The following is a 12,893-nucleotide window of genomic DNA, read 5'->3' on the forward strand; positions in this document are numbered from 1 at the left end:
TTTCGCCCCGGCAGGCCGGCGACTCCTGCCGGAGCCGGGATGCTACACGGGAGGAGCAGGGGCATGGACGTACAGGTTGTCTGGACGGCACCCAGGCGGTTCGACGGACGGTCACTGGAGACCGGCGCCCGCCTGACCATGGACGCGCGCCCCGACGCGGGCGGCACCGGCGCGGGGCCCTCGCCCATGGAGACCGTGCTCATGGCGCTGGCCGGGTGCACCGGGATCGACGTGGTCGGCATCCTGACCAAGATGCGGGCGCCGCTGGAGGGCCTGGTGATCGACGTCTCGGCCGACCGCGCGACCGACCACCCGAGGGTGTTCACGGCGATCCGGCTGCGCTACGTGGCCTGGGGCCGCGGTCTGCAGCGCGAGCAGGTCGAGCGGGCGGTGCGGCTGTCGGAGGAGAAGTACTGCTCGGTCTCGGCGATGCTGCGCAAGACCGCCACGATCACCGTGGAGATCGTGACCGGTGACCGGCCCCCGCAGGCCGCAGCTGCCGCACCGTGACCGCCCCGGCGCCGGAGAGTCCGGAGCGTACGCGTCCTCTGCGCGACGCGCTGTCGCTGCTCGCCCTGCTGAGCGTCGGCCGGTACCTTGCCTTCCTCGGGCGGCTCAACATCGTGCCCTTCTACCCCGAGCTCATGCACCGCTTCGGCACGAGCTACGCTGGCGCCGGCACGCTTTTCTCGGCCTTCTTCGTCGGCTACGCGCTGATGCTCGTCCCCGCCGGCGCGGCCGCCGACCGCCGTCATCCGCGTCGCCAGATGGCCGTGGGGCTGGCGCTGCTGGGCCTCGCCGGAGCCGTCGTGGCGCTCGCCCCCACCTACCCGGTGGCGTTCGCCGCCCGTGTCGCCGTCGGCGTCGCCGTCGCGCTGACCTACACCACCACGTTGAAACTCGTGGCCGTCGTCTTCTCCCGCGCCAACCGCGGCAGGGCCGTGGGCATCATGGAGTGGGCCACGAGCCTGGGCATGCTGACGGCGCTGAGCCTGCTCCCGGTGCTCAGCCAGTGGATCTCCTACCAGGCGCTGCTGCTGGCCCTGCCGGTGCTGTGCGCGGCCACGCTCGTGGCCTTCCCCCGCGTGCCGCTGGGCCCCACGCCATCCCCCGACCGGCCCGCCCGCCCGGCGCCGGAGTTCCGCAGCGTGGTGGGGCGCGACTTCGTGCTGATCGCCGTCTCGGCGCTGCTGGGCCTGTTCACCATCAGCGGGATCCTCAGCTGGCTGCCCTCGCACCTGACCGACGCCCTCGGGTACTCGAAGCCCCAGGCTGGCGCGGTGATGGCCGTGGTGCTCCTCGCGCAGATGCTCGGGGTCTATCCTGCGGGCAGCCTGTCTGACCGGCTGCGCCGGCGGCTCCCGCTGGTCTGGGGCGCCACCGCCGCCCTGGCGGTCTGCGCGCTCGCGCTGGCGGTCGCTCCCGCGGGCGTGTGGATCTACGTCCTGGCGTGCGTGCTGGGCCTTGGCATGTCGGCCAGCGTCACGCCCCTCACGGTGCTCAGCATGGAGCGGTTCGGGCCGGAACGCGCGGGTCTCGTAGGGGCGGTGACAGTCGCCTCGGGCCAGGCGGGCTCGGGGCTCTCCGGTGCCGTGTTCGGGTGGATCCTCGATCGGACCGGCAGCTTCACGGCCATCTGGCTCGTGGCCTCGGTGCTGGCCGCGCTGCGGCTGGTCACGACGATGCAGATTCGGGAGGAGCCGGCGGTCCCGCGGCAACCGGCGGATGCCCGCGCCTGAAGCCGTCCACGCCCCGTGCTCCGTCCCTCATCCTGCTCGTAGTGTATTGCACTCCAGGTCACAACGCCTCGGATGCCTCTGCGGGCACGAGGCGACGCCGTCTGCCTCGGCGCGTGCGGCCACGGCCCGGGCCAGCGGGTGCTCGGACGAGCGCTCCGCCCTGGCCGCGAGCCGCACCAGGGCCTCCGCGTCTCCACCGTGCCGCGTCGCCGTGGTGGCGTCCGTAGCCGGTCAGTACACGCAGCAGCTCATGCGTGAGATGTCCCGCCGGAACGCCTGCGCCGCGAGCTTGATCCCCTCACTCAGCGTCGGGAACACGTCAGCCCTGTTCATCTAGCGCAGTCTGTGCTCGTATAGCTCAGCCGTGCTCATGCAGGTCAGCTGGTGGCACGCGTGCTGACGTCGTCGGGCTCCGCCGGCGTGAATCCCTCCTCCTTGGTGTAGTGCACCACCCGACCCTGTTCGATGCGAATGATGAGGCGCCCGTACCGCATGCGTAGCGCCAGGGCCTGGAGATGTACCAGGACGTCCACCGTAATGGGCTGGTCCACTCCCGCAGGCGACCAGCCCGGACGCGTCGCGTCCATGGACGACCGTGTTGCCGCCATACACCACCCGCCTCGTCGCAGCCGCCACCGCGGTCGTCGTGCCTACGGCGTAGCCCGGCACCGCGTTGCAGGAAGTACGGTAAGAGGCGCCCGGGTGTCCGCACAACGGCCGCGCGTACTCACGGCGGCGGTACCGGTACGGACGTACCAAGCGCCGACCGGTGCGTGGCAGGCGTCGTGCCCATGTCCCTACGGGCCGCGCGTGTTTCCGTTGCGATGGTCCGCGGCGCAGGTGAGACGATCAGTCGGGTGGTGCCGGGGGACGGAATCGAACCGCCGACGCGCGGATCTTCAGTCCGCCGCTCTACCAACTGAGCTACCCCGGCGTCTGCAAACGCTAGTCTAACAACGGAGCCTCGAATCGGTCAACGACCCGGGGTAGTTGGGAAATGACTCGGGGCAGTTGGCGATCTTCTCAACACGTCCAGCAGGTCCTCCCGCGTGCACCAGACCGGCAACCCGAATACGGCGCCACATCATCGCGCATCTCGCCCCGCCGAAGCAGGAGGCGGGGGCAGAGAGCGAGAACGGCACCCCCCAATCAGGCCGATAGGGCCAGATAGGCGCAGGCTGGAGGGAGTACCGCCCTGCAGGTGGATCTGCCGGCCACCGCCACCCCGCTCATCGGGCGCGAGACGGAACTGGCCGCTGTCAAGGCGGCGCTGCTGCGCGACGATGTGCGGCTGGTGACGCTCACCGGCGCCCCCGGGATCGGGAAGACGCGCCTGGCGGTGGAGGTGGCCTCCGCCGTAGCGGGGGCATTTGCCCACGGCGTGACTTTCGTGGACCTGGCCCCGCTTGGCGATCCCGCACAGGTCAGCTGGGCCATTGCGCAGCGGCTGGGCATCCCCCTGCGCGCCAAGCCGCCCCCAGTGGAGGCGCTCGCCCAGGCGCTGCGGGACCGGCGGCTTCTGCTGCTCCTGGACAACTTCGAACACGTCGTGGAGGCGGCGCCTGAGGTGGCCGCCATGGTGGCGGCGACGCTACACCTCAAGGTGCTGGTCACCAGCCGCGAGCCGCTGCGCCTCAGCTGGGAGCATCAGATCGCCATCCCGCCCCTGCGGGTTCCCGACCTGAGCCGCCCGCTGGATCCGGCGGCGGTAGCGGCATCACCTGCCGCCATGCTCTTCGTGGCCCGGGCTCAGGCGGTTGATAGCGCGTTCGCCCTGACCCCTACAAACGCGCGGGCCGTCGCCGAGATCTGCGTGGGTCTGGACGGCCTGCCCCTGGCACTGGAGCTGGCCGCCGCGCAGGTGAAGGCGCTCCCCCCGGAGGCGATCCGCGACCGCCTGGACCACCGGCTCACCCTGCTCCAACGGGCGGCCCGGGACCTGCCGGCCCGGCACCAGTCGCTGCGGGCGGCCGTGGGGTGGAGCTACTCCCGGCTGGAACCAGGTCATCAAGCGCTCTTCCGCCGCCTGGCCGTGTTCGTGGGCGGGTTTCCTCTGGAGGGAGCCGAGGCCGTGTGCGCGGACCTCGACGTGGACGTGCTCGACGGACTGGCCTCTCTGGTCGACAAGAGCCTGCTACAGCGGGACGAGCACCCCGAGGGCAACCCACGCTTTCGGATGCTGGAAACCTTCCGTGCATTCGCCCTGGAGCAGCTGGCGGCGAGCGGTGAAGCCGAGCTCGCCCGTCACCGCCATGCCGACTTCTACCTCGCCCTGGTGGAGCGGGCCGAACCCGCACTTACCGGGCCGCAGCAGGCTCAGTGGCTCGACCGGTTGGAACGCGACTATCCCAACATCCGTGCTGTGCTGGATCGAGCACGAGCAGGTGACGTGGACGCCGCCATCCTCCCACGGTTGGCCGCCGCAGCATGGCGCTTCTGGAACGTGCGCGGCTACTGGGTGGAAGGACGCGCTTGGACCGCGGCCGCCCTGCCCCTCGTCCCGGCGGAAGCCGTCGCCCTGCGCCTGCGGGTGCTGTACGGCGCGGCCGTGCTTGCCTGGCGCGTCCGTGAGCATGCCGCAGCGACTGCTCTGGCCGAGGACGCCGTCGCCCAGGCCAGGCATCTGGGAGACAGCCAGACCCAGGCGCACGCCCTCCGCACACTGGCCCTGATCGCCAGGGACCGGCGTGAACTGGCGCGGGCGCGGGAGCTGGCTGCGCAGAGCCTGGCGCTCTTCGAAGAGCGGCAGGACAGGCAGGGGATGGCCACCGCGGCGCGGCTCCTGGGGCTGGTGTTCATCGAGGCGGATGACTTCCGGCACGCAAGGAAACCATTTGAACGGAGTCTTGCCCTCTCCCGGGAACTCGGCGACGACCGCGGCGCGGCCTGGTCCACGTACGGCATAGCCGCCGTCGCGCTGGCCGAGGGCGACCTGGTCCAGGCCGCGGCCCTGGGAGAGGCGTGCCTGCGCGCGTTCGAGGCGCGGGCGGAACGGGACGGCGTGGCTCAGACCCTGGTCCACCTGGGGCGCATCGCGCTGGCGCGCGGCAGCCACGAGGAGGCCGACCGACTCCTGACTCAGGCGCTGCACCTGCGCCGGCAGCTCGCAGATCCTGTCATGATCGCGTCCTCCCAGCGGGAACTGGCCGTCATCGCCCAGGATGCGGGGGCCGACGGGCGGGCGGCCGCCCTCTACCGGGAATCCCTGGAGCTGTTAGAGCGGGCCGGCGACCGGCTGGGGGTCGCGCGCTGCCTGGAGGGGGTGGCGGTGCTGGCCGCAGAGAGCGGGCAGGCAGACCAGGCGGCCAGGCTCTTCGGCGCCGCCGATGCGCTGCTGGATCGGATTGGTGTTGGCAGGTGGCCCGGCTGGCATCCTGCGGAGGTGCGGCCCGAGCGTCTGGCACGCGCGCGTTCTAGTGCGGAGGACCGGCTTGGCTCCGAAGCCTTCCGGCGTGCGGTGGCCGCCGGGGCAAGGCTCTCCTTCAGCGTGGCGGTGGCCGAGGCCTTGGGGGTGCGCGCCGGCAAAGCCGCGCCGCAGGCCCGGCCGGCACGGGCTGGGTCGCTGACGCCGCGGGAACTGGAAGTCGCCGGCCTGGTGGCTTTAGGTCTGTCGAACCGCGAGATCGCCCGCCGACTGTTCATCAGCGAGAACACCGCGGCTACCCACGTCCAGCACATCCTGGGCAAACTGGAGTTCTCTTCTCGCGCGCAGATCGCCACCTGGGCCGTCGAGCAGGGCCTCAAGCCGCAGGCCTGACCGACGGCGGGCCGGCCTTCCCAAAATCACCAACCTCTTACTGACTTGTGGTGATGCCGTGCGTTCCCCTGGCCGTCAGACTCTTGGGGGACGGCTGGAATGCTTATGACAAGGTGGCACATGCAGACAGTGCACGGCGGACCAGAACACCGAACGTGCCCCAGAGGAGTGCGGGAGGTGGCATCGTGACACGGTCCCTGCTCCTCGCGGTGTCGATGGTGCTGGCGGCGCCGGGGAGGGCGCTCGCGGCCCCGACCGCTCCCGCCTCCCTCCTGGGGACGTGGGTGCAGGATGATGCAGGACCGGTTCTCACTCCCGACGGGTGTACCGGTTCAACCGCGACGGGACGTATGAGTTCCTCTTCACGGTCCGGAACACCGGATCAACCGCACAGCGAGTGCTGGTTCAGGAACGCGGCCGCTACGCGCTGCGGGGGGATCTCCTGGTGATCACTCCGCAGCCCGGCCAGGCCCGGTGGCAGCCCGGGGTGGCCAGAGCGTTTCCCTGGCGGGTGGAACGACATCCCGGCGTGGGGGAACTCTGGTTGGTCCTGGTCCTCCCCGACGGCATCCTGGACGTCTACTACCGCCCCTGATATGGCAGGGACCGGTCAAGCCCTGCCCGTTGCGTGCCGTTTCATGATCACCTCCGAGCCGGGCGGCGGACCGACGCGGAAGGCCACGAGCGAAGAGGCATCGTCGACGGTTGATCATCCTGATGTACGCGGATCTGCGCCGCATGACTGTGAGCCGTCGGGAGCTGCCTCACTCTAGCCACGCGCGTTCGGGCCGAAGCCGTGAGCGCATAGGGGGACGTCGAGGATTCTCCGTACCGCGGCCATCCTCGCTCGCGCCCTCTCGCGCCGATCTGTGCCCGGCTCATGTGATGCGTCTCCTTGTGGACGTCCAACCCCACGTACGTGCTATCCTTATCCATGGACCGGACCTCCTCGCATGTAGCTCTGCGCTGTGCGCAGGCGTGCTCACCGCGTAACCTACGACGCTGCGAGCCGAGAGTCCGGTCCCTGCCATAATGTCTAGCTGGTCGAGCCCGGCGACTACCTCGTGCGCCTCGTCGAGCCGCCCATCTCCACCGTGCTCGCCTTCGACACGAGCGGCAGCATGGGCGGCGCCATCCAGGACCTGAAGGCGGCGGCCACCGCCTACGTGGACGCGATCCAGCCCCGGAGCAAGTGGCGCTCATCCGCTTCGGCGCTGACAGCCCGAACCGAGATCGTCGTCCTGACCGAGCGATTCACCAATGACCGGGCCATGCTGCACACCACGCCTGCTGTGACGCCGACGAGGAGGTCGGTGAGCGCCTCCGGGGGCACGACCCGGCGAGCATCGCCCGAGTCATCTCCGCCTGTGCCGACCGTCGTCACGAAGGACCAGCGAGATTAGGAAGCCGGTCGGGGCGATCTAGCGGTAGCGCTGCAGGGCAAGAGAGCGCTCTCGACCTCCTCCGGGCGCGCCAAAGAGACGCCCTGGCTCAGGGGAGGAGGCCGCCTCGCCCCCGGCGGTGATGCGGGAGATCCGCGCCTTGCTGCCCCTGGCGTAACCGGCTTCCCCGGGGCGGCCGGCGGGCATCACCCCACGTGGATTGCGGGAGGCGGGCGTGCCTGCCCGAAACGTCCGGTCGGCGCTGCTCAGAATCATTACCCGCGTACTGATTCCTGGTGACGCCGCCGGCGCCCGGCGGCCTTACCCTGTGGGAAAGGCATTCGCCCTCAGGGGGTGGTGGCCGTGTTGACACGGCGGGAGATCCTCCGCGGGTCCGCTGTGATCGCCGGGACGGTCGCGAGCGGGAGGTTCCTGGTGCCCTATCTGACTTCGCCGTTTGGCGTGCAGGCCGCGCCGGCCCCGCCACCCGAGACCAGCACCATCCGGCTCGGCTCGTTGCCCTGCGATCACCCTATCATGGCCTCCGAACCGTTCCTCCGGGAGGAAGGCTTCACCAATGTGGAGATTCTCGCCGGCGGCCAGCTGGCCAGCGGGCGGACCGACATCGAGGCAGGCTTCGGGGTCTGGAGCATCACATCGCTCCTGCAAGCCGGCCAGCGCCCGGTGGTGCTCGCTCCTTTGCACCCGGGCTGCATCGAGATCTGGGCGCAGCCGGGCATCCGGTCGCTGCAGGATCTGCGCGGCCGGAGGGTGGTAGTCACGGCCAGGACGTTCGAGAACTTGGCCTACAGTGGCTTCGCCATCGTCCTCAAGCAGGCCGGTCTCGATCCGGCCGAGGTCAACTGGGTCATCCAGCCTGACGCCAATCTTGTCGCCCTGTACCTCGCCGGACAGAACGACGCCGTCTGGAGCGCCTCGGTGGGCGCCGCCGCCCTGCGCCGGAACCCCGCCAACCCGGGTCACGTCATTCACAACCAGCTCATGGACCGGCCCTGGTCCCTGACGGCCTGTTGTCTTCTGCTCGCCCGGCAGGAGTGGTACCGCGCGCACCCCGTCGCGGCAAAGCGAGCCGTACGGGCTATCCTCCGGGCGGCGGACGCCCAGACGGCGAGCCGGGCCGACGCCGTGAAGCGGGCGACCGACCGTGGCCTGTTCGGCGGCCCGGCCAACTTCGACAACGTCCTCTACACCGCCAGCATGGTACCGGCGAACTGGCGCGATCTCGACATGGAACGCAGCCTCCGCTTCTACGCCCGACTCGTGGCGGATGTGGGCCTGCTGACGGTCGGCGTGGACGAGGTCGTCCGCACCGTCGAGCCCCGGATCTTTGACGAGCTCCGTGCCGAGCTGCGGCCGCGCTAGACGCGGCTCCGCGTCGCGCACGTGCTGGAGGTGGACGCCCGGGAACTGGTGGGGATGGACGGCGAGCAGCCGTGTGTGATCGACAACCCGACGGTGTGGGCGGGTGTCCCGCAGCTCCTGCGCCAGGCGCAGGCCGGACGGATTCGCTACCAGGACGTCTGGGGGTTCGAGGCCGGCGGGGCCAACAGCTTCATCGCGGAGTTCCGCTATGAATTACATGCATAAGGAGGGCGCGATGAGAGTCGCAGGGTGAATTGTAACGGTGCTCGTCGCAGCCGCCACCGCCTGGATCGCGGTCCCGGCTCCGGGATCCACGCAGGACGTGCGATACGAGGTGTGGACGATCGATCAGGCCGATGCGGCCCGCGGCGGGGCGAAGCTGCACATCTACAATGGGCAGCAACTGGAAACCGGCGCGGCGCAGCCGGAGGTCGTCGATCTCAACGCGGCGGCGTCCGGCGTCGGCGACGGCCCGGGTGTGCGCCCGCACATGCTCGGGTTCACGGCCGATCACCGCCATGCGGTCATCGCCAACGTCGCCAGCGGTCACGTGTACGTCATGCGGGCGTCCGACCGGAAGATCACTGCCAGCATCGATGTCGGCGAGCAGGCGCACCACGCCGAGGTCTCGCCCGACGGTGCTTGGATCTTGGTCGCCAACCAGAACGGCAAGCGGTCTGCGCGCATCCGGGCTGACTTTGCCGCCGAGCGCTTCTCCTACAATCGCGCCGACGACCTGGACCTGGGCAGGCTGGAGGGCGCGGGGACGCCGGACAACGCGCCGATCTGCCCGGTGATCACCGGCGGGAAGGCCTATGTGACGCTGCGCGGCGGCGGCCTCTACGTCGTCGACTACCGCAGCACGCCGATGCGCGTGCTGCGGTCGTACGCGCGCTCGGAGGTCGCGCCTACGGGCTGCGGCGGTGCCGTGGTCGGCTCGAAGGTGTACATCAACTCGGGGACGGCGGAGAGCTCCGACCTGTACGTGTTCGACGCCGCGTCCGACGCCCTCCGGAACAGCCTGCGGCTGTCCTGGACGGGAGAAGACGGGCACGGCATGGTCCTGGTGGGCACCTATCTGTGGATGGGCAACCGCGGCAGCGGCAACATCGTCACCATCAGCACGACAGTGGAGGCGCTGGCGGGATTCATCACCGACGTCGGGGCGGCGCCCGACATCATGGGGGTCTCGCCAAACGGCCGCTTTGTCTACGTGGCCTACCTGCCCGAGACGTCCGGTCGGCACCGCGCAGAATCATTACCCGCATACTGACTCCTGGTGACGCCGCCGGCGCCCGGCGGGCCTTACCCTGCAGAGGAGAATTCGCCCTCAGGGAGTGCATAGGCCATGGCGACAGAGTCTATGTGGTTCCTGGACACACTGGTCTCTGTGCGGGTCGCCTGGGCGGAGAACACCGACCACATCTCGGTCCTGGAGCACCGGGCGCCCGCAGGAGACTCCCCGCCCCTGCACGTCCACCACACCGAGGACGAGGTCTTCTGCGTCCTGGAGGGGGCACTTCGCCTGCGGGTGGGCGGGGAGGACCGCACCGTCGGCCCCGGGCAGGTCCTGGTGGCGCCCAAGGGTGTGGCCCACACCTACCGGGTCACCTCGCCGGAAGGCGCGCGGTGGCTCACCATCACCACGCAGCGCGACTTCGAGAACTTCGTGCGGGCCATGGCGCGGCCCGCCCTCCGTCCCGACCTGCCGCCTGTGTCCGGGCCTCCCACACCCGAGGCCGCGGCGGCGCTCGTGGAGACGGCACGCCGGTTCGGGATCGAGATCGTGGGGCCACCGCTGGCGTAGCCGGCGTTCCCTGGGCGGCCGGCGGGCGTCACCCACATCGGGTTACGGGAGGCATGACCGTGGCGCTCCTCCGCACGTACATGGCCGACTGCGATCTCCCTGGCATGACTGCTCAGCAGCTGGCGGGCACCGAGGCGCGCGCCCGTCGGGCATGCGAGCAGGCGGCCGCGGCCGGCGCTGTCGTCCGGTACCTGCGCGCCATCTGGGTGCCGGGAGACTGGCGCGTCATGTACCTGTTCCAGGCCCACGATGCCGCCGTCGTGGAAACCGTCTGCCAGGCGGCGCAGATCCCGTTCCTGCGCGTCGTCGACGTCGTCGACATGAGCGTGCGGTGAAGGCCATCACGCGAACGGCTTGAGCTGGGGGATCTCGCCGACCTCCGTGCCCAGCCGCCGGGCCCGGGCGCGGGCGTAGACGCGCCCGGCCACCACCAGGTCCTGCATCGCCGTGCCCACGGTCTTCAGCACGAGCACGTCGTCCGGATGGGTGCGCAGCCGCCGACCGTCACGCAGGACGTCGGCGAGCGGCACGAGGCGGTCCGGGGCCAGCACCCCCGCGTCCAGCGCGGCCCGCACGTCGCCCGACTCGGCGTGCACGCCGCGCACGGAGTCGACGAGCACCCAGCGGGCTCGCCGCAGCGACTCGACGTCGAGTTCCCGCAGGTCGAGCCGGGTCGACCCGATGGACAGCACCGTGGCGCCCGGGAGCACCCGCCGGCCGTCGAGCACCGGCTCGGCGCTCTTGGTGGCGAGCACGAGCACGGGCGCGCGGGCGACCACGGCATCGGCGGAGTCGACCGCGACGACCGGCCGTCCGATGCGCGCGCGCATCTCGGCAGCGAACGCCTCGCGGCTGGCGCGTCGCGGGCTGTAGACGACCGCCTCCGCAAACGGCAACGCCTCGGCCATGGCGGCCAGCAGGCCGCGCGCCTCGTAGCCGCTGCCCAGCACGCCCAGGACACCCACCGGGCCGTCGAGCATGTGTTGCGCGGCGAGCACCGCGACGCCCGCTGTGCGCATCTGCGTGATCTGGGCGGCGTCCATGACCGCCAGCAGCTCGCCGCTCCCGGCGTCGTAGAGGAGGATCAGGTAGCGGACGCCGGCGCCCCGCACCAGGTTCATCACCTTGCAACCCATGTAGCCCGCGCCGTCGATCCCCACCACCGCCGGCATGATCCGCAACCAGCCGGAGGGCACGTCGGTGGTCAGGCGGTCGGGTTGCACCACGCGTCCCTCGGCCTCGGCGCGAAACCCGGCCCGCAGGGCCTCCAGGACCTCGGCGGCTGTGAGGCAGGCCGCGACCTGCTCGGCGGTCAGCACCAGGGCCATCACAGCATCCCGGGCCGCGGCGCAGGCCCTCCGACCTCCTCAAGCGCTCGAACCGGGTCCCCAGCGCGAAGCACCGCCGAGACCACCGCGACCCCCGCAGCACCGGCCTGCAAGCACACCGCCACCGTGTCCCGGGTAACGCCTCCGATCGCCAGTACCGGCACCCGTGCCTCCCGGCAAAACTCGCGCAGCGCCTCCACCCCCACCCCCAAACCCGCTTTGGAGCCCGGAGCGAACACCGGGCCGAACACGACGTAGTGGGCCACTCGCTCAGCGGCCCGCAGGGCTGCCAGGTTGTGGACACTGGCGGATCTCATCAGTTGCGCCGCTTCCGGCGGAACTGCGTGGGGGATCTGAGACTCCGGCCAGTGCACTCCCGCGAACCCCAGCTCCCGCGCCATGCCCGCAGGTCCGTTGAGGGTCAGGGGAAAGCTCCGCCCGAGGATCTCCGCCGCCTCCCGGGCCAGCTTCTCGAGGGATCCGCTGGGCCTGTCTTTGGCCCTGACCTGTACGGCCGCGGGCACCGCGGGCTTTGCAAACCTGAGGCGCTCCAGCACCCGTCGCCACGAGGCCTCCCCGCCCGCAGCGTCCACGTCCGCCACCACCACCAACCGCGGAATCGGAAGACCACCCCGAGAATCGCTGGCACGATCGTTGGAAGCCCCGGGCTCCCTGTCCAAAACAGTTTCTCCTCGCTATGGCCAGGCGGGTTCTTCCACCCGGCCCTCCAGGGGCGAGGAGGGCTCCGCCCAGAACCGCTTCGGCATCCGGCCCGCCACGTATGCGGCGCGGCCCGCCATGGCGGCGTGCCGCATGGCCCGCGCCATGGTCACAGGGTCGTGCGCCCGGGCCACCGCGGTGTTGAGGAGGACCGCGTGGCAACCCAGCTCCATGGCGATGGCCACGTCGGACGCCGTCCCCACCCCAGCGTCCACGATCACGGGCACCTTGGCCCGGGACACGATGAGGGCGATGTTGTGCGGGTTGCGGATTCCCAGCCCGCTGCCGATGGGAGCGCCCAGGGGCATCACGGCCGCGCAGCCCACGTCCTCCAGCTTCCTGGCCAGCACCGGGTCGTCGTTCGTGTACGGCAGCACCACGAAGCCACGCGCCACCAGATCCCTGGCCGCCACCACCAGCTCCGCAGGGTCCGGAAGCAAGGTGTCCTCGTCCGCGATGACCTCCAGCTTGATCCAGTTGGTGCCCAGGGCTTCCCGGGCCAGCTCTGCCACCAGCACCGCCTCCGTGGCGGTGAAGCAGCCCGCGGTGTTGGGCAGGACGTCGATGCCGTGGGCCCTCAGCAGCCGGTACAGGTCCTCGCCCTCCGCAGATGGCCGCACGCGCCGCAGGGCCACGGTCACCATCTCCACCCCCGCAGCCGTCAACGCGTCCACCAGGACCTGGTAGCTGGGGTAGCGCGCGGTGCCCAGGATCAGCCGCGAGTGAAACGTGCGGCCCGCCAGCTCCCACGGGTCTGTGTCCCACAGCCCTTGCACG

General features: G+C 70.8%; 14 protein-coding genes and 1 tRNA gene. 10 read left to right on the top strand and 5 right to left on the bottom strand.

Annotation, left to right across the window (positions count from 1 at the left end; translation table 11 throughout):
* The first annotated feature begins 63 nt into the window (after positions 1 to 63).
* Together QN157_00840 and QN157_00845 are read left to right on the top strand one after the other, a co-directional pair.
* A complete protein-coding gene (locus tag QN157_00840) occupies positions 64 to 510 on the top strand; it encodes an OsmC family protein (GenBank protein MDR7554130.1) in 447 nt (148 codons plus the stop codon).
* Entirely contained in the window at positions 507 to 1,739 is a 1,233-nt protein-coding gene (locus QN157_00845) for an MFS transporter (protein ID MDR7554131.1), read from the top strand. The genes QN157_00840 and QN157_00845 overlap by 4 nt, the downstream gene beginning before the upstream one ends.
* 377 nt (positions 1,740 to 2,116) lie before the next feature.
* Here QN157_00845 and QN157_00850 read toward each other — a convergent pair whose 3' ends face one another.
* Positions 2,117 to 2,347 (bottom strand): hypothetical protein, encoded by a 231-nt coding sequence (locus tag QN157_00850; GenBank protein ID MDR7554132.1) that lies wholly within the window; start codon positions 2,345 to 2,347, stop codon positions 2,117 to 2,119.
* A gap of 250 nt (positions 2,348 to 2,597) precedes the next feature.
* Positions 2,598 to 2,673, bottom strand: a tRNA-Phe gene (locus tag QN157_00855).
* A gap of 267 nt (positions 2,674 to 2,940) precedes the next feature.
* Here QN157_00855 and QN157_00860 point away from each other — a divergent pair.
* The 8 genes from QN157_00860 to QN157_00895 all read left to right on the top strand — a co-directional run bounded on the left by QN157_00860 (position 2,941) and on the right by QN157_00895 (position 10,403).
* Positions 2,941 to 5,496: a LuxR C-terminal-related transcriptional regulator gene (locus QN157_00860; GenBank protein ID MDR7554133.1), complete on the top strand. Its 2,556-nt coding sequence runs from the start codon at positions 2,941 to 2,943 to the stop codon at positions 5,494 to 5,496.
* A 322-nt stretch (positions 5,497 to 5,818) separates the two neighbouring features.
* On the top strand, positions 5,819 to 6,091 hold the full coding sequence (locus QN157_00865) for a hypothetical protein (protein MDR7554134.1): 273 nt from the start codon (positions 5,819 to 5,821) through the stop codon (positions 6,089 to 6,091).
* A gap of 469 nt (positions 6,092 to 6,560) precedes the next feature.
* On the top strand, positions 6,561 to 6,899 hold the full coding sequence (locus tag QN157_00870) for a hypothetical protein (protein MDR7554135.1): 339 nt from the start codon (positions 6,561 to 6,563) through the stop codon (positions 6,897 to 6,899).
* Between the two features lie 378 nt (positions 6,900 to 7,277).
* Positions 7,278 to 8,261: an ABC transporter substrate-binding protein gene (locus QN157_00875; GenBank protein MDR7554136.1), complete on the top strand. Its 984-nt coding sequence runs from the start codon at positions 7,278 to 7,280 to the stop codon at positions 8,259 to 8,261.
* A 21-nt stretch (positions 8,262 to 8,282) separates the two neighbouring features.
* On the top strand, positions 8,283 to 8,486 hold the full coding sequence (locus QN157_00880; GenBank protein MDR7554137.1) for a hypothetical protein: 204 nt from the start codon (positions 8,283 to 8,285) through the stop codon (positions 8,484 to 8,486).
* 109 nt (positions 8,487 to 8,595) lie between these two features.
* Entirely contained in the window at positions 8,596 to 9,534 is a 939-nt protein-coding gene (locus tag QN157_00885; GenBank protein ID MDR7554138.1) for a hypothetical protein, read from the top strand.
* Positions 9,535 to 9,609: 75 nt separating this feature from the next.
* Positions 9,610 to 10,068 (top strand): cupin domain-containing protein, encoded by a 459-nt coding sequence (locus QN157_00890; protein ID MDR7554139.1) that lies wholly within the window; start codon positions 9,610 to 9,612, stop codon positions 10,066 to 10,068.
* 53 nt (positions 10,069 to 10,121) lie between these two features.
* Positions 10,122 to 10,403 (top strand): DUF4242 domain-containing protein, encoded by a 282-nt coding sequence (locus QN157_00895; protein ID MDR7554140.1) that lies wholly within the window; start codon positions 10,122 to 10,124, stop codon positions 10,401 to 10,403.
* A 6-nt stretch (positions 10,404 to 10,409) separates the two neighbouring features.
* Here QN157_00895 and QN157_00900 read toward each other — a convergent pair whose 3' ends face one another.
* The 3 genes from QN157_00900 to QN157_00910 all read right to left on the bottom strand — a co-directional run bounded on the left by QN157_00900 (position 10,410) and on the right by QN157_00910 (position 12,892).
* Positions 10,410 to 11,396 carry an ornithine cyclodeaminase family protein gene (locus QN157_00900; GenBank protein MDR7554141.1) on the bottom strand — a complete coding sequence of 329 codons (987 nt, stop codon included), beginning with the start codon at positions 11,394 to 11,396 and terminating at the stop codon, positions 10,410 to 10,412.
* A complete protein-coding gene (locus QN157_00905) occupies positions 11,396 to 11,998 on the bottom strand; it encodes a thiamine phosphate synthase (protein MDR7554142.1) in 603 nt (200 codons plus the stop codon). The genes QN157_00900 and QN157_00905 overlap by 1 nt, the downstream gene beginning before the upstream one ends.
* A 93-nt stretch (positions 11,999 to 12,091) precedes the next feature.
* Entirely contained in the window at positions 12,092 to 12,892 is an 801-nt protein-coding gene (locus tag QN157_00910) for a thiazole synthase (protein MDR7554143.1), read from the bottom strand.
* Position 12,893: the final 1 nt, after the last annotated feature.

It is taken from the genome of Armatimonadota bacterium, assembly GCA_031459855.1.
GTDB classification, from domain to species: domain Bacteria; phylum Sysuimicrobiota; class Sysuimicrobiia; order Sysuimicrobiales; family Humicultoraceae; genus Fervidifonticultor; species Fervidifonticultor primus.

Bases quoted from the DNA above. Each gene is read 5' to 3' on its own strand.
- QN157_00900 (MDR7554141.1), bottom strand. From the start codon at position 11,396: ATGGCCCTGGTGCTGACCGCCGAGCAGGTCGCGGCCTGCCTCACAGCC.
- QN157_00895 (MDR7554140.1), top strand. From the start codon at position 10,122: ATGACCGTGGCGCTCCTCCGCACGTACATGGCCGACTGCGATCTCCCT.
- QN157_00890 (MDR7554139.1), top strand. From the start codon at position 9,610: ATGGCGACAGAGTCTATGTGGTTCCTGGACACACTGGTCTCTGTGCGG.
- QN157_00850 (MDR7554132.1), bottom strand. From the start codon at position 2,347: ATGGCGGCAACACGGTCGTCCATGGACGCGACGCGTCCGGGCTGGTCG.
- QN157_00840 (MDR7554130.1), top strand. From the start codon at position 64: ATGGACGTACAGGTTGTCTGGACGGCACCCAGGCGGTTCGACGGACGG.